At 70.6% G+C, this 15,883-nt stretch carries 12 protein-coding genes and 1 pseudogene; 4 read left to right on the forward strand and 9 right to left on the reverse strand.

Features of this window, described 5'->3' with window-relative positions; genetic code table 11:
- Positions 1–81 precede the first annotated feature (81 nt).
- Positions 82–924: a MerR family transcriptional regulator gene (locus IHE55_RS28385; protein WP_197991643.1), complete on the forward strand. Its 843-nt coding sequence runs from the start codon at positions 82–84 to the stop codon at positions 922–924.
- A 1,170-nt stretch (positions 925–2,094) separates the two neighbouring features.
- Here IHE55_RS28385 and IHE55_RS28390 read toward each other — a convergent pair.
- The 8 genes and pseudogenes from IHE55_RS28390 to IHE55_RS28425 all read right to left on the reverse strand — a co-directional run bounded on the left by IHE55_RS28390 (position 2,095) and on the right by IHE55_RS28425 (position 11,241).
- Positions 2,095–2,559, reverse strand: a complete 465-nt coding sequence (locus tag IHE55_RS28390; RefSeq protein WP_372442785.1) for an ATP-binding protein — start codon at positions 2,557–2,559, stop codon at positions 2,095–2,097.
- Positions 2,560–3,086: 527 nt separating this feature from the next.
- The gene (locus IHE55_RS28395; RefSeq protein WP_197991645.1) at positions 3,087–3,281 is read right to left on the reverse strand and encodes a hypothetical protein; all 195 of its coding nucleotides are present in this window, start codon (positions 3,279–3,281) and stop codon (positions 3,087–3,089) included.
- Between the two features lie 278 nt (positions 3,282–3,559).
- The gene (locus IHE55_RS28400; protein ID WP_197991646.1) at positions 3,560–4,396 is read right to left on the reverse strand and encodes an alpha/beta fold hydrolase; all 837 of its coding nucleotides are present in this window, start codon (positions 4,394–4,396) and stop codon (positions 3,560–3,562) included.
- Positions 4,397–5,392: 996 nt separating this feature from the next.
- On the reverse strand, positions 5,393–5,782 hold the full coding sequence (locus IHE55_RS28405; protein WP_197991647.1) for a hypothetical protein: 390 nt from the start codon (positions 5,780–5,782) through the stop codon (positions 5,393–5,395).
- A gap of 565 nt (positions 5,783–6,347) precedes the next feature.
- Positions 6,348–6,677, reverse strand: a complete 330-nt coding sequence (locus IHE55_RS28410) for a hypothetical protein (protein ID WP_197991648.1) — start codon at positions 6,675–6,677, stop codon at positions 6,348–6,350.
- 1,367 nt (positions 6,678–8,044) lie between these two features.
- Positions 8,045–8,682: pseudogene (locus tag IHE55_RS28415) on the reverse strand (GNAT family N-acetyltransferase).
- A gap of 151 nt (positions 8,683–8,833) precedes the next feature.
- Positions 8,834–9,916 carry a lytic polysaccharide monooxygenase gene (locus IHE55_RS28420; protein WP_197991649.1) on the reverse strand — a complete coding sequence of 361 codons (1,083 nt, stop codon included), beginning with the start codon at positions 9,914–9,916 and terminating at the stop codon, positions 8,834–8,836.
- 197 nt (positions 9,917–10,113) lie between these two features.
- Complete coding sequence (locus IHE55_RS28425; protein ID WP_197991650.1) at positions 10,114–11,241, reverse strand: glycoside hydrolase family 12 protein; 1,128 nt, start codon at positions 11,239–11,241, stop codon at positions 10,114–10,116.
- A gap of 310 nt (positions 11,242–11,551) precedes the next feature.
- Between IHE55_RS28425 and IHE55_RS28430 the strand changes: the two genes are divergently transcribed.
- Positions 11,552–13,792 (forward strand): glycoside hydrolase family 9 protein, encoded by a 2,241-nt coding sequence (locus tag IHE55_RS28430; RefSeq protein WP_197991651.1) that lies wholly within the window; start codon positions 11,552–11,554, stop codon positions 13,790–13,792.
- A gap of 533 nt (positions 13,793–14,325) precedes the next feature.
- Here IHE55_RS28430 and IHE55_RS28435 read toward each other — a convergent pair.
- On the reverse strand, positions 14,326–14,859 hold the full coding sequence (locus tag IHE55_RS28435; RefSeq protein WP_197991652.1) for a hypothetical protein: 534 nt from the start codon (positions 14,857–14,859) through the stop codon (positions 14,326–14,328).
- Between the two features lie 131 nt (positions 14,860–14,990).
- Between IHE55_RS28435 and IHE55_RS28440 the strand changes: the two genes are divergently transcribed.
- Entirely contained in the window at positions 14,991–15,473 is a 483-nt protein-coding gene (locus IHE55_RS28440) for a hypothetical protein (RefSeq protein ID WP_197991653.1), read from the forward strand.
- The gene (locus IHE55_RS28445) at positions 15,470–15,862 is read left to right on the forward strand and encodes a hypothetical protein (protein WP_197991654.1); all 393 of its coding nucleotides are present in this window, start codon (positions 15,470–15,472) and stop codon (positions 15,860–15,862) included. Before IHE55_RS28440 ends, IHE55_RS28445 begins: the two co-directional genes overlap by 4 nt.
- Positions 15,863–15,883: the final 21 nt, after the last annotated feature.

The raw sequence follows: 15,883 nt of genomic DNA on the forward strand, positions 1-15,883 counted from the left end.
GCCTGAGAGGTGTGTCCTTGCACATGCCGTAGCGGCATGTGATGTCGTCGAGACACCACAGCACGAAAGGCTCCCTCCGCGATGCACCCCTCCTTCACACCTCCCCGCCAGGTCAAGATCGGTGATGCGGCCGCGTTCGCCGGGACCACCTCGCGCGCGATTCGCCACTACCACGAGATCGGTCTGCTGCCGGAACCCGAGCGAGGCGGGGACGGCCGCCGCCGTTACGGCTACGACGACATGATCCGCTTGCTGTGGATCCGCAAGATGGCAGACGCCGGCATCAGCCTGGACGACATGCGGGCCGCCTTCGACGAGGCCCGGGACATCGAGGAGGACCTGGGCCGGCTGGAGGAAGCCCTGGCCGCCAAGGAGGCCGACGTCAAACGCCAGCGCGCCGTTGTCCAGCGCCTGCGGGCCGTGGGCAGCCCGCTCGGGCTGCTCTCCGAACCGGTGACGGACCGGCTCGGCCACCTGCCCCCGGGCGCGCTGCGCCCCTCCGACCTGGACACCCTGCTGGTCACGGAACGGGTCTTCGGCCCGCTGGGCGCCGCAGTCCAGGCAAGCGTGTTCATCGTGCTGGCCACCCACACCGACCTCAGGGCCGAGGACGACCGTCTCGACGCCGCCGAGGCCGCCCTCGACGACGGCGTTGATCCCCATGACCCCCGTGTCGAAGAACTCGCCGCACAGCGCTACGCCCACCACAAAGCCCTGGAGAAGGCCATCGAGGCGGCCGGACTGGACACGGACGAGGAGAAGCTCTTCGAGACCTACGACGCCGACCTGAAGGGCGAGGAGCCCGCACAGAAGAGCGCCTGCGAAGCGGTCACCAAGATGCCTCACGACTTCTCCCCCGCCCGGATCCGCTGCATGGAACTCGCGGCAGAACTCCTCGGCCAGGACCACTCCGCGGACAGCTGATCTCCTGTCCCACACCAACATGGCCTCGGGCCGGTCACGTTCACACACACAACCGGCCGCATCGGGCACCCGCCCCGAGCCGGAACGGAGAGTTGCATTCCCACTGGCCGTACGTGGGGAATCCGACTGGCCGCCGACACCCAGACATGAAGACCACGATCTACAGCTGGAGTATCAGGCCGGATCTGGCCCGGAAATGCCCCGGAACGGCCGGTCAGAGGTGGGATACGGGCGGGAGGAACCGGGGGTGTGGACGAATATCTTGCGGTGCAGCGGCACGGCGGTAAGGGCGCCTGGCGGGCGAGGGCCCGGGCCAGGCGCCCTTTTTCGGTCCGTCAGAAGAGGCCGAGCTTCTTGGGGGAGTAGGGGACGAGGAGGTTCTTGGTCTGCTGGCGGTACGTGGGTCGCATCACGCTGACCAGGGAAACGGACGTCCAGTGATGAGCAATGTCGAGGTTGGACAGTGAATGGTCCGGGTCTTGGCCGACGGGCCTTCCGGGAACCGGCTCGGTGGGAGTATTGACCGGAACACCCCGACTGCCCGGGGGCACGCCTCCGCGTGGTGGCACCTCTTCGTCTCGCATCACCCCCGCCTGCGCGGGGACCACGCATTACCGCGATACGAGGCAGCCCCCTCCGCCCCGGACCACCCCAGGGCACGGGCGGCGTCGAGGAACCGGTGCGCCTGCACGCGGCTGATGCCGAACTCCGCTGCGCAGTGGGATGTGTCAGAGGGGGCCCGACGCGGGCGGCCCGTGCGCGTCACGGACCCGGACGGCGAGCACCGCCAGCGGAACGCCGGACATCGTCCATCGCCTCGTGCAGCCTGGCCGTCATCTCCCGGGCACGGGCCGCGGTGAGCGGCGGCGGCGCCGGTTCGACGACACCCCGCTGGTCGCGGGTGCCCATGGGCCCACCGTTCTTGGGGCTGGCGGGCCAAACCAGGGCGTGCCGCGGGTGGGGCAGGCCGCTTGGAGGACCTGGCCGCGCAGGGCCCGCAGCAGGGTCAGGGCGTCGTGGTTGTCCGCGTCGGTGAAGGCGTTGATCGCGCCGACATCGTCCGCGCTCTCGCGCCCGGCGTGCCGGGCTGGTCCCCGTACCCGCCGTGACCGCGGTACGGGGACCAGCCGTGGCGCTGGGCTTGATCATGGTTCGGATGCCCGGGAATGGTCACAGCAGGCGGCCGGCCGGGGCCCCGCCGGGGTCGTCGGCCAGCGTGATGGCGACGGTGATGCGCTTGCCCACCGGCTCGCGGCGGACCTCGAAGCTCTGGCACACGGCCATGATGATCTCCAGGCCGTGCTGCCCGATCCGGCTCGGGTCCGCGGGGCAGACTGCGGGCAGGGTCGGGTCGGTGTCCCACACGCTGATCCGGACGGTGCCGTTGCTGACTTCCAGGTCCAGCATGCAGGGGCCGGGCGCGTACTTGTAGGCGTTGGTGACCAGCTCGCTGACGACCAGCTGCACGGTTCCCATCGCGCGGTCGGAGACCGGGATGCCGTGCACTGCCTGAACGTCGGTCATGAAGCGACGGGTCGCACTGCGGGCCTCGGCGATCGGCTCGCTGCCCTCGAAAGCGAGCGCGGACAGTACCGGGCGGCGCGCCAGTGACTGGTCCTCGTTTTTGTGCACCACCGAGCCCACACCGCCACCCTCGTCCTGTAGCCACCCCGTTATCGGGGCCCGGATACCCCGGAAAAGGCATGGCATGCACCCGTACGGCCGGTCCGGTCTACTCGCCGGTTGCGGCCGGGCCGTCGTGCTCGAACGCTTGGCGCCCTTTTCGGTCTTCTCTATGAGTGCCTGGCGGAGCTGGTCGAGGTCGGGGACTCCGGCCGACCCGATGGGGTGCCGGCCGTGAAGAAGACGACCGACTGGTCGAGCAGCGCGTGGTCACCGAGGCATAGGAGATGCGCGCCCACGGCGACACCACGGAGGCGATTGTCGCTGCCGGGTCCGTCAGCTGAAGGAGCGTCTCCTGGGCGGTCGCGCTCTGGGCCTCCAGCGCGGAGCGCACGTGGGCGGTGACGGTGGCGACGTCGGCCGCGTCGGTCAGGTCGGCCGCCCAGGTGGTCGCGACCAGGCCGGCCTCCACGATCAGGGCCTCGGTGCGGCGCCGGGCCGCACCCAGGGGCCAGCTCTGCGCGGTCCTGTTCCTGCCTTCAGGCGAGGTGCTCCGCCTCGGCAGTGGCGTGCTCGCGCCGCCGCTCCTCCAGGACGCGCCGACTCTCGCCGTCCGTCAGGCCGAGCAGCTCCTGGTCGACCCCGGCCGCGATCCGTACCCGCCACGCCCTGCGCGATTTTGCGATGTTGGCGCAGTTGTCGCAGTCGGTGCACCTTTCGTACTGCCGCCCCACTTCTCGGCGCCGGCCTCGACCGCATCGTCCATGCCTCCTGCACCGAGAACCTGGATCCGCTCGACCTGGCCGCCCGCGCCGAAGTTGCCCTCCGGCTTGTCCGCGGCGGGACCGGCTGACCACGGTCATCTCCTCGGACCCGTCAGGTGAGGCGCCAGGAGGCGATAACCGCATCTGTCCGGTCGCGCAGGGCCAGGCCCCGGACGGGCCGGGCAGCGTCGGTGCTCCCTGTCTGGCCGAGCACGATGTCCGGCCGCCGGCCCGCCCGGACCACATGCTCATTCCTTGATGAACGCGGTGATCTGAGGGGCGATCTTCCTCGGGGCCATGACGACGGCGCCGTGATTGAGGCCGGGCAGGGTGCGGTGGTCGGCCCGCGGCAGGATCTCGGTGACGGCGCGGGCGGCGCGCTGGAAGGCTGCCGGGCTCTTGCCGCCGGTCAGTACACGAGTGGGCGCGGTCACCCCCTTCCATTCCTCGGCATCGAGCGGTCTGCCCTGCTGGGTATCGCCCATGACCGCGATGTCGTAGGGCAGGGTGCGGGCCAGCTCGGTGAGGTTCGCCCACGTCTTCGGCATGAGCCTCATCAAGGACACGGCGATGCGGGGCATGCCCTGCACCCTGGTCATGAAGTAGGTGACCGCGTCGCTGTTCCGGCCTTCCGCGAGCAGCGTGGTGATCTGCCGGGCGAGGTCCTCGGGCGGTCCGTCGTCGTCCTCGGTGACCACGAACGGCGGCTCGTACAGGGCCAGACGGTCGATGCTCACCCCGGCGGCGGCCGCGCGCAGGGCGAGGACCGCGCCGGAGGACGAGCCGAACAGCGATGCCGTTCCGCCGAGGTGTTCGACCAGGGCGGCGATGTCCTCGACCTCGCGGTCGGGGGTGTAGGTCTCGGCGTCGCCGCTGGCCCCCCGTCCACGCCGGTCGTAGTTGACGACAGTGAAGTGCTGGGCGAGGAGAGCCGCGAGTTTGGTGGTGTCGGAGCGGTCGGCGAGCGCTGAGGCAACCAGGATGATGGCCGGCCCGCTTCCCGACTGCTCGAATGCGATCTCGGTGCCGTCGGTGGAGATGACCCGGGCCTCGGCAGCGGCTGACCGCTCGCGGGCTGTTGACATGTCCGTCTCTCCGGTTCACGTGAGGCCGTACGGCCTGTGGCGTATGTTGCGAACGATGAGACTCCCGAGGGACGGAGAACTCATCGGTGCTGCGGCAGCCGCCACGGACCCGCTCGCCCCGCAGCCTTCACCGACACGCTCCCGCGCTGCGTTCAACGGCCGTCGTGTACGAAGGCCCGTGCGGCAACTATCGGACGCGCCCGGCAGCGTTCGACGGCGGCCGCAACCGCACGGGTCTAGCCGGCGGGTGTCCACGGCGGGGGCGGTGTGGTGCTGATCTCGCCACACGCCCAGCACTCGAAGTCGTCGGGCACACGGTAGGTGTCAGTCCACCACGAGGCGACGGGCTCACCCCACACGGCGTTGTCCTCACCGCACCAGCCGCACACGAACGCGAAGTGCACGTTGTTGCCCTCCCCAACCGTCCTCAGGCCAGGATGCCCCGTACGGTTCTGCCCCCGCAGGCGGTCGTGGAGATGCCACCCCCGGGCCGGCCGTGGCCGCCTCGGCCTTCCCGAGAACGGGGGGCAGGACGTGCAGGCACGCCGGGTACCTGCTCGTTGGCGGCCTTGATGAGCCGGTGGAGCTGCACATCGATGCCACCTCCAACCCGCTGTTCCTCGACGACCGCGATCCGTTCCGCCCCACCAGCCCCGCCGCCGAACACCGTGTCGGTGTCCGGTGAGCGGTCCGTCGCCATCGGCGGGGACAACTCCGGAACCGTGTCCACCGGCGCCCAGAGACAGGGTCAGAGCCAGTGAGGCGGCCGTTCCTGGTGCGGCTGGCCGGCGGCCGGAAGACGCCGCCGGCCGAGCCCGATGCGACCACCCCGCCGACCGCGCCTGCCGCGGTGGCCACCCCGGCGGCCGAGCCGGGTAGAGCCAGCCGCAGTGGTGGCGGTAGTGCGTGATGCCGCGAACACATGGAACGTTTCGGTGTGGTACCGGACGGGCGTGTATTCCGGAACGTGGCCGGGAACTACATCGACGCTGCGGCCTACGGCATCACCTGGCGCCGAGCACGTGAGGCAGCGCTGCTCTCGACGAGCTGGCCCTTGAACTCGCGCGGCGGCCTTACGACCTGCGTCATGCGGGCATCTCCTTCTGGCTGGCCTCCGGTGTTGACCCGGCCGAGTGCGCGCGCCGGGCCGGCCAGAGCATCCAGGTCCTCTTCCGCTTCTACGCCACGTTCCTCGCCGATGCGCGTCATCACGCGAACCGTCTGATCGAGGACTCCATGCGGCGATGTGACGAACATGAGGACGCGCCGGCCGGCGCCTTGGGCCGGATCTGGCCCGGAAATGCCCCGGAACAGCTGGTCAGAGGTGGGATACGGATGGGAGGAACCGGGAGTAAAGGCGAATATCGACTCACGGTGCAGCGGCACGGCGGTAAGGGCGCCTGGCGGGTGAAATCCCGGATCAGGCGCCCTTTTTCGGGCCGTCAGAAGAGGCCGAGCTTCTTGGGGGAGTAGGAAACGAGGAGGTTCTTGGTCTGCTGGCGGTACGTGGGTCATATCAGCGCTGACCAGGGGAAACGGGCGTCCAGTGATGAGCAATGTCGAGGTTGGACCGTGAATGGTCCGGATCTTGGCCGACGGGCCTTCCGGGAACCGGCCCGGTGGAAGTATTGACCGGAACACCCCGACTGCCCGGGGGTACGCCTCCGCGTGGCGGCACCTGTTCGTCTACCTCGAATCACCTCCGCCTGCGCGGGGACCACCCGACTTCGCCCCGCGCGATCTTCCGCAACGGCAGACCACCAGGGAGGGACGGGATCAGCCGTCCCCCTCCCAGGGTGGTGGCCCGCCGCGGCGGGCCACCGGGTATCTGGCGCAGAGGCCCGGCGCAGTGCGGCCGGGTGCCGTCAGGTGCGCACCGGCCGGTGGTCCTCCCCGCCACCGGGGCGCCGGTAGCCCTCCCGGAGGGGCTCGCTCGGGTGGCGGCGCGGCGTCACCACTGCCACAGTTGCCAGAACCACCAGCCTCGCATGTCACCATCCTTGGCGTAGGCGCCCACCGTGAACCCCAGGATTTGGCCGTAGGCCGCTGCTTCCCAGGGGTCGAAGGTCACGTCCGGCCCGAGGCCCACCTTGGTTACGGACATGATGCCGATCTCCGCGTGCTCGGCCTGGTGGCGGGCGAGGCCCACGTGAACATGCACTCCCCAGCCGTCAGGGGGCGGGGGAATGGGAACCTTGTCGACGCGGACGTGCACGGTCTGGGTGGGATACGCCGCGTACGGCCCGCCGAATCCTTCATCGGTGTGGCTGGCGGTGATCACCCCTCCTTGTTCCCAGGTGAGTGTGGACATCGCGGACCTCCGGGAGTGTCGAGGGGGCGTTGAGGGGGGTGGTGAAGGGGATCGGCCGATCGCGGGGAAAGTCCGGTCCCTGCCCATGGAACAAGGCTCACGCGTCTCACCCGTGTGTGCCACTCGGCACCTGCCGATCTCGCCGGCGCGCGGGGAAGCAGCTGGTCACCAAGGCCCTCGGTGGGTGGGAGGGCCTTGGTGCTCACGCGGCACGCTGCCGCGTAGTGCGTCGGGCACCTCCGGGGGAGGCCGCAAGAGCGGGGAGATGTGCACCGGCCGCCGGTGGCGCAGGCCCCGGCGGTACGCGGCAGGAGCACCGGCAAGCCGGCAGCGACATCCGGACGAGACCGGGACGGCGCGCACGGCCGACCTGCCAGCCCGGGCTGATTCCCGCCCGGACGGGGTCCGCATGGCGTTCGGCGTGGTGGGTGGGCTGTTTTGCCCGGCGGGGGTCACAGGTCGGGCGGGGACGCCCCGGAGGACCTGGAGGCCCTCCGGGGTGGCCTGGCGGGCGCCTTCGGCGCGTTCACCGGCCTGGTGGCTGGTCCTGCGCGGCAAGCTGCGCGCACCGGACCAGCCATCCCCGCCCTTTGCTGTGACCCTGCCGCCATCGAACCTCCCCGCCGAGCGTCGCGGCCCGGCCGGGCCGGCCCGGCCGCGACGGCGGGCCCGCCAGCGATGTCGAGAACGCCGTGCACCAGCCGGACCCCGACCGAAGTCGTCTTCGAACACGACCCCGGCATCCACAACCGGACGCGAGGGGGTCTCCCGGTCCGCCCCGGGGCAGGTCTTCGGGCGGGGCCGACGAACGGGGCGATCACCGGCGCGCGCCGCCGCTGAGATGCCCGGTCCCGGGCCGGTGGCTGCGCGCGGAGCATGACCTCGGCCAGCTTGGACCTGACCCATCCGTCGCCGATCCGTACGGCGGTCACGGGGTGGTCCTGCGTGACCCGGGAGGCGCGGGAGGCCGGGGGATATGCGAGGGCGGCGGCGCAGGGGCGCTCCTGCGTCCCGAAGGTGAGACGCCAGACCTCCTGCCCGTCGGGCGTCCGGACGGGGTCGGAGTGGAAGTACACCAAGCGGCCGTCCGGAAGAACCACCTCAGCGGCCCGGCGCCGTGCCACGACCGTACGGGCTCCGCCCAGGCGCTGTTCCTCGGCCCGCTGGCGTCCAGGAACGCCTGGGCAACGGCCGTCGGGGTGTGGACCGCGACCTGCCGCGGCCCGGCGACGGAGGCCGCGTGGTAGGCCGCCGGGTCGTCGAGCGGCGGCCCACCCGTAGGGCCGAACGGACAGAACCTGAACGAGGGCACCGACAGCCCCGTGCCGTCGATGCGGTCAGGCGTCGAGCAGCGCGTCGGTCGCCGTCGGCCGGCCCAGGTACCGGGCGGGGCCGGGGTCGGGCACCGCGAAGGGCGCGAATCCCAGCCGGTCGTAGAACGCGCGGGCCTTCGTGTTCGCCTGCACCATGCACAAGTGGACGGCGGGCACGCCGGCGGCCCGCAGCTCCGCGAGCAGCGTGCGGATCAGGGCGCGCCCGTACCCGCGCCCCTGCCACGGCGGCAGCAGGTCGATGTGCAAATGTGCGGGATACGCGGCGAGTTCGTATCGCGGACCATGCGTTCCGGCGTGTGCAGCAGCCTGGCCATCTCCTCGGTCGGAGTGGCGGGTTCACGGGCGGGCTCCGGATAGCGCGCCGCGACCTTGGGGAGCCATTCGGTACGGAACCGCAGGGCGAACCTGTTGGTGTCGGCGGCACCCAGGACGTATCCGACCGCCCGGCCCGCGCCGTCGTCCAGGACGAAGGCGAACTCCAACTCCAGCTCCACGTAGGGGTATGCGAAGATCGAGGGCATCAGTTCGGAATCGGCGTACAGCCCGGAGGAGTCGCCGCCCTTGTGGGCTGTCCTGACGCAGATGTCGGCGAGTGCGGTCCGGTCCGACGGCCGGTAGCGGCGGACGAACGATTCGGTCATCGTCTCGGTCTTCATCCGTGTCACGATCCCGGAATGGGAGCGCTCTCGCATGGAGTTTCCGCAGGCCGTCCGGGTGCAACGGCCGTGGCCACGAGGCGGGCAGCGCCGGTTCCCCGCCAGCGGGAACCGGCGCCTCGCTCCGATGGCGGTGCTACGGGTTGACGCAGACGACGGAGCCGACCGGATGGTTGTTGCCGGTCGAAGTCGCGGTGAACCCGAAGGTGACGCTGCCGTCCGGCGGGATGGTCCGGTTGTGGTCGACGTTCCTGACCGTGACCGTGCCGTCGGAACCGGTTGTCAGCCCGCCGTTCCAGAGGCTGCTGATCCGAGTGGCCGCGCCGGGCGTCCACTTCACCGCCCAGCCGTCACGCGCTGTCGTACCGTGGTTCATGACCTCTACGGAACCCTGGAAGCCGCCGCTCCAGGAGTTGGTCACGCTGTAGACGGCCATGCACCCGGTGTGCGGGTCGGTCGGCGTGGGAGTCGGGGTCGGGGTCGGCGTGGGGGTGCCAACCGAGCCGCGGATGCCGGTCACTTCGCCGTTGCCGCCGTCGAAGACGATGTCGGAGCAGGAGAAGAAGTTCTCCTGGCTGTCCGAGCGCACCCACTGGATGAACATCACCGCGTCACCCGAACGGCCCTCGGGCAGGCTCAGATCCCAGTAGTAGTGGCCGCCGTCCGTGCCCGGCGAACCCGACTGCGGCGGGTCGGTGACGGTCTGGATGAGCTCCAGGTCGTCCCAGCCCAGTTCTGAGCTGGGCAAGTAGCCAGGCTTGGAGAGGTACACCCTGAAGGAGCCGGGGTGCGCGGCCCAGTTACTGTGCTTGACCTGGATCGTGCTTCCGGACGTCAGGTGCGTACGGGGCCAGTCGGAGCGGGCGGCGTTGTACCCGGTGAAGTTGTACGGCGACCGGTCACCGGCGCTGCACAGCTTTCCGTCCGGGACGTAACCGGGGCCGCGCCCGCCCGCGTTGGAGTCGAGTACGGCGAACCAGTTGTACAGCGAGTTCGGGCCGCTCTCGCTGAGCGCCGCCTTGCACGCCGGGTTCGTCGGGTCCAGAGAGCCGGTGCTGGTCTTGGCATCCAGCCAGCAGAGGTACGTGCGCGAGCCCGGCGTCATCGTGACACCATGCGCCTGCGCGTTGCCCTGGCCGAGTAACGTCAGGCCGATTCCACCGAGCAGGGTCGCGAGCACGGCAGCCAGGGAAGCAAGTCGTCTCTTGCGTCCAGCCATTGTTTCTCCTGTATGCGGGTGGGGAGTGTCTCCTCGTGCGGTGCGGTGCGGTGCGGTGTCGTGCGATGGTGCGCCTCGCCCTTCCGGGGTGGGACTCCGCCGGAGGGGCGAGGCGCTCTGGGGAGGCGCGCGCCGGTCGGGCGCGCGGGCGGCCGGGCGGGTCCGGCGGATCAGGGCCGGACCGGCCGCGGATCAGGTCATACGCAGGCGGTGCCGTTGAGGCTGAACCCGGACGGCGCGGCGAACTCGCCGCTGTACGTACCCTGGAAGCCGAACGTCTGACTGGCTCCGGCCGCGATTCGCGCGTTGTGCGCGAGCCCGGTCGCCGTCACGGTCCCGGAGGCCGTGGGGACGGTGGCGTTCCATGCCTGGGTGATGCGCTGTCCGGAGGGCAGGGTGAAGGACAGCGCCCAGTTGTCGACCGGGGTCGAACCGGTGTTGGCGACCGTGACTTCGGCCGTGAAGCCGCCGGTCCAGACGGTCGGCGCGTACGTCACCTTGCAGGCCGTCGCAGGGCCGGGACCCGGCTCGCCGGTGCCGGGTGCGCCGAGGTTCACCGTGGAGGAGAAGGAATGCACGGTGAGCCCGGCGCCGTTCTGCCACGGCTCGAAGCCGGCCTGGACGCTCGTCAGGTACCAGTTGTTCTGGGCCATGCCGCGCGAGACGGTCTCCCGGACGAAGTCCATGACGTCGAAGTCCCAGCTGGAGATGGCCGACGGGGCGACGAAGGAGATGACGTCGTTGGCACCGTTGCTGCCCGTCCACACCTGCCAGCCGCGCCCGCCGACGGTGGCGGTGCCGACCTGTGAGCCGATCGGCTGGACCGGGCCGACCTTGTTGAACCAGATCATGATCTCGGTCCGGTTCACCCCGTCGGTCCTGGGCGTGGGGTCCAGCCAGATGTCGTACGAGGCGTTGTACGTCGCGTCGCCGACGTAGCCGTACGAGATGCTGCTCGGCGCCGTGGCGATGCCGCTGACCTGGGCGGGGAGCTTGGTCCCCGGCGAACAGTTCGTGTAGTGGCAGCCGTTGAAGACCGAGGGGTACGCCTTCGGGGCGCCGTTGGTGGGCACGCCCCCGTCGGCCCGGGTCACCCGGAAGCCGGTGTCGGTGGCGGTGACGCACTGGGCGGCGTCGGTGCCCCAGCGGTTGTTCTGGACCACGTAACGGCCCTGGATCGTGGTCGAGCCGTACTGATCGCAGATCAGCGTGTCGGCCCGGGCCACCGGCGCGGCGGTCATGAGTGCCGCGACGTTGGCCAGGGCGGTGAGCAACGCGGCGAGCATGCCACGAGGGGCGCTGAGGCGGTGCCGTGACGCTGGCATGCGGGAGGCCTCCCTTAAAGAGTGATCGACATAGTGATCGAAGAAGTGGGTGAAGTGATGACGGGAACGTCACGGGCTTATGGGAGCGCTCCCACACCTGGCTCGGTGCACTGTAGGGGCTGAGGGTGTACCTGACAACCCGTCGCGGCGGGGTCCGTTCCGGACGTGTTCCGCGGCAAGGCGACGCCTCGGGTATCCCCTCCTGTCCGGGCCGTTGACGGCGCCGCGCCGGTGCCGCGAACATGGCCATCGCCAGTATGGGAGCGCTCCCATGCCGGCGAGCCGCTCGCCCCCATCGAGGAGCCCAGACGTGAACAGACGTAGAACGGCCCTGCTCTCCCTGACCGCCCTGATAGCCGCGGGTCTCACCGCGGTGCCCGCCGGCCCTGCCGGGGCGGACGAGGTCGAGCAGATCAGGAACGGCACCTTCGACACGACCACCGACGGCTGGTGGTCGGACAACGTCACCCTGGGGCTGTCCGACGGCAGGGTCTGCGCCGACGTGCCGGGCGGCACGGTGAACCGCTGGGACGCCGGCGTCGGCCAGAACGACCTCACGCTCGTCAAGGGGGAGTCCTACCGGTTCAGCTTCAGCGCGACGGGCACGCCCGAGGGCAACTCCGTCCGTGCCGTCGTGGGCCTGCAGGTCTCGCCGTACGACGCGTACCACGAGGTCACACCGCAGCTGAGCGTCTCCGGGAACACGTACACCTACACCTTCACCTCCCCCGTCGACACCACTCAGGGGCAGGTCGCCTTCCAGCTCGGCGGCGCCTCCGATCCCTGGCGCTTCTGTCTGGACGACGTGTCACTCCTGGGTGGGGTGCCGCCGGAGCGGTACGAGCCCGACACCGGCCCCCGGGTCAGGGTCAACCAAGTCGGCTACCTGCCCGGCGGGCCCAAGAACGCCACTCTCGTCACCGACGCGACCGTGCGGCAGCCGTGGCAGCTGAAGAACGCCTCCGGCGCCGTCATCGCCCGCGGCTGGAGCGTCCCCCGCGGCGTGGACCCCTCCTCCGGGCAGAACGTCCACTCGATCCACTTCAGCGACCACCGCACCGCAGGGACGGACCTCACCCTGGTCGCCGACGGCGAGATCAGCCGCCCCTTCGACATCGGCACCGCCGCCTACGAGAAACTCCGCTTGGACGCCGCGAAGTTCTACTACACCCAGCGCAGCGGGACCGCGATCCGCGACGACCTGCGGCCCGGGTACGGCCGCGAGGCCGGTCACGTCGACATCGCCCCCAACCAGGGCGACGGGAACGTGCCCTGCCAGCCCGGTGTCTGCGACTACACCCTCGACGTCACCGGCGGCTGGTACGACGCCGGCGACCACGGCAAGTACGTCGTCAACGGCGGCATCTCCGTCTGGCAGCTCCTCAGCACCTACGAGCGCGCCAAGTTCGCCCGCACCGGGCAGGCCGAGAAACTGGGCGACGGCTCGCTGAACATCCCCGAGAGCGGCAACAAGGTCCCCGACATCCTCGACGAGGCCCGCTGGGAGCTGGAGTTCCTGCTCAAGATGCAGGTGCCGGACGGCAGGCCGCTCGCCGGCATGGCCCACCACAAGATCCACGACGAGCAGTGGACCGGCCTGCCGCTGATGCCCTCCGCCGACCCGCAGAAGCGCGAACTGCACCCGCCGACCACCGCGGCCACCCTGAACCTCGCGGCGACCGCCGCCCAGGCGGCCCGCCTGTACAAGCCGTACGACTCCCGGTTCGCGGCCACCGCGCTCGCCGCGGCCCGCAAGGCCTGGGTCGCGGCCCTCGCCCACCCCGACGTCCTCGCTTCCGAGAGCGACGGCATCGGCGGGGGCACCTACGCCGACCGTGACACCACCGACGAGTTCTACTGGGCGGCGACCGAGCTGTACCTGACCACGGGTGCCGAGGAGTTCGAGGACCACCTCCTGAAGTCCCCGGTCCACAGCGCCGACATCTTCAAGCCGGTCAGCTTCGACTGGGCGGGCACGGCCGTCCCCGCCCGGCTCGACCTCGCCACCGTCCCGAACCGGCTGCCCGGTCGCGACAAGGTCCGCCAGTCCGTACGCGTGGGAGCCGACCGCTACCTGGCCACGCTGAAGGCCCACCCGTACGGCATGCCGTACGCCCCCGCGGGCCACAGGTACGACTGGGGCTCCACCCACCAGATGCTCAACAACGCCGTCGTCCTGGCCACCGCCTACGACATCACCGGAAGTGCGAAGTACCGCGACGGGGCCGTCCAGAGCATGGACTACATCTTTGGCCGCAACGCCCTGAACATCTCGTACGTCACCGGCTACGGCGAGGTCAGCGCGGAGAACCAGCACAGCCGCTGGTACGCCCGCCAGCTCGACCCGGAGCTGCCCCGTCCGCCCGTCGGCTCGCTGTCCGGCGGTCCGAACTCGAGCATCCAAGACCCGCTCGCTCAGAGTAAACTCCAGGGCTGCATCGGACAGTTCTGCTTCATCGACGACATCCAGTCCTGGTCGACCAACGAACTCACCATCAACTGGAACTCCGCCCTCACCTGGATGGCCTCCTTCGTGGCCGACCAGCGCTGACGGCGCTCGACAGCAGGACGAAGCCCGCGTGGCGCCACCGGCGCCGCGCGGGCGCCCTCGCCGGCCCCTGGGGCTTTGAACTGCTGCACAGCCGGGCTGTGCTGAACATCGAGCAGTGAATATGACGCCGTCGAATGCCAACCGGTGTGCGCCGGAGCTCAAGTGCGCGAAAGAGCGGCTGATTGAGTCGTGAGCGCATCGCCCGATGGTGGTGGCCGGTAGCAAGCAAGCGCAGAGGGTATTTTGCTTTTCCCTGACAGGTCATCGGTTTGATGCTGCGCCAGGCCGCTGGGGACCACTTGGGGGCCACCGATCAGAAAAGGCCCTGATCAGAGGCTGTTTCCTTGGGGGCCAAGATCGTTCCGATTCGCGGAGCGTTGTCCGGTTCATCACCCGCACCAGCACCGCGGGGCTGTTCGAGTCGCACCACAGCAGTTCACCACCCCCGATCGTGCTGGGGTGCCGCACGTGACCCGCTCCGCGCCTGGCGCGAGGGCGAGGCCGCCCGCCGGGTTCCGGCGGCGTCCGCCGCTTCAGGCCGCGTCTTCCCGGAGGGCATCACCGGCGGAAGGCGGGGCCGTCCTGCGCCGGTAGTAGGCGAGGGCGACCGCGATGAGCAGCGGCGGCCAGAACAGCATAGGGATGTAGCAGACCAGCAGGAGCGCCAACTGCCCCGATGTGCCGGTGCCCTCCGGCCCGATGTGCATGGAGTAGGACCAGAACGCCCGGTAGAGCAGGAACGCCAGCACCAGCCCGCCCAGCACGGCCGGTACCGTCGCCGCCAGCGGGTGGACCCGGCGCCCTCCCAGCAGCGGGATCCAGCCCGGAACGGTCTCCCCCCACGGCCGCACCAGGCCCAGGGTGAGCAGTGCCAGCCCTTCGGTGATCACGGCGAGGCCGACCACGTACAGCACCTGCCAGGCGTGCGGGATGGGCATCTCGGACACCGGCAGTCCAAACGCGAAGGCGAGCCGCCACAGCGCCGCGGGCAGCGTCACCAGGGGCACGGCGTGGGCCGCCAGGACGGTCCGACGCGCCACGCCGGGCAGGGCCTTCGTCGTGTACATGAGGTCATGCTGGCACAGCCGGGGAAGACGGCACGCTGCGTGGCACTTTGCTGCAGAACGGTTTATTCCCCCACGGCGACAGGTGAGGCTGACTGCCGGGGGACAGCCGACCGGGCTGAGCGGGGGGTTACATGAGTTGGGTGGTGTCCGGGACGGGCGCGGTGTCCGCGGTTGGTGCGGATCCCGGCGAGATGTTCGCGGAGCTGTGCGACGGCCACAGCGGGGTACGGAAATTCTGCGGTTTCGACCGGACACCTTTCGGGGGACGGTACGCCTACCAGATGGACGACCATCCCGGTGGGCGCGACGTACCGGGGAGAGCGTCCGCGTTGCTCGCCCGTGCCGCCGCGGGGGTGCCGCTGATGACCGCGATCAAGTCGATGACCGGGCACAACGGGGGCGCTTCCGGGGTGATGAGCGTGATCAGCGCCGTCCGGTCGATGCGGCACGGGGTGGTACCGCCCGTGGCCGGCCTGACCGAACCCCTGGCGGAGGCCGAGGGGTTCCGCCTCGTCACCGGAGCCGCCGCCCGTGAACCGGTCACCATCGCCCAGGTCGACGCCCCGGGCTTCGGCGGCATGAACGCGGTGGCCGTACCGGAGGCAGCCCGATGAGAAGTCACGCCCACCGGGGGATCGTCGTCACCGGCACCGGGGTGACCCTGCCCGGCGCCGACCGTCCCGAGGCCGTGCTCGACGGGCATGCGCGGGGCGCGGATCTGGCGGCCTGCCTCGCGGGCCTGGCCGCCGTGACGTCCGCGGAGCCGGTGGACCGGCACGTGCCGGCCGGCGGGGCCCGCGGGACGACGCGGCTGCCCGAGGTACCGCGCCACGATCTCACCGTCGCCTGGGGGTCCTGCTCCGGCGCACCGGGGGTGCCGCAGTGCGTCGCCGCGGTCGGCGCCTTCAACGCCGGCACGGCCGGCGCGGTCTACGCGACCGCGGGTGAGGACGAGCCTCACGCGGTCGCCGGCCTGGCACTGACGTCGCCGTCCGGATCCTGACCGGCCGCCCCGACATCCGAA

The organism is Streptomyces pactum, from assembly GCF_016031615.1.
GTDB lineage: Bacteria > Actinomycetota > Actinomycetes > Streptomycetales > Streptomycetaceae > Streptomyces > Streptomyces pactus.

Excerpts from the sequence above, each read along its gene's own strand:
- IHE55_RS28420 (WP_197991649.1), bottom strand. The coding sequence starts at position 9,916 with ATGGCTGGACGCAAGAGACGACTTGCTTCCCTGGCTGCCGTGCTCGCG.
- IHE55_RS28385 (WP_197991643.1), top strand. The coding sequence starts at position 82 with ATGCACCCCTCCTTCACACCTCCCCGCCAGGTCAAGATCGGTGATGCG.
- IHE55_RS28440 (WP_197991653.1), top strand. The coding sequence starts at position 14,991 with ATGAGTTGGGTGGTGTCCGGGACGGGCGCGGTGTCCGCGGTTGGTGCG.
- IHE55_RS28400 (WP_197991646.1), bottom strand. The coding sequence starts at position 4,396 with ATGTCAACAGCCCGCGAGCGGTCAGCCGCTGCCGAGGCCCGGGTCATC.
- IHE55_RS28435 (WP_197991652.1), bottom strand. The coding sequence starts at position 14,859 with ATGTACACGACGAAGGCCCTGCCCGGCGTGGCGCGTCGGACCGTCCTG.
- IHE55_RS28445 (WP_197991654.1), top strand. The coding sequence starts at position 15,470 with ATGAGAAGTCACGCCCACCGGGGGATCGTCGTCACCGGCACCGGGGTG.
- IHE55_RS28425 (WP_197991650.1), bottom strand. The coding sequence starts at position 11,241 with ATGCCAGCGTCACGGCACCGCCTCAGCGCCCCTCGTGGCATGCTCGCC.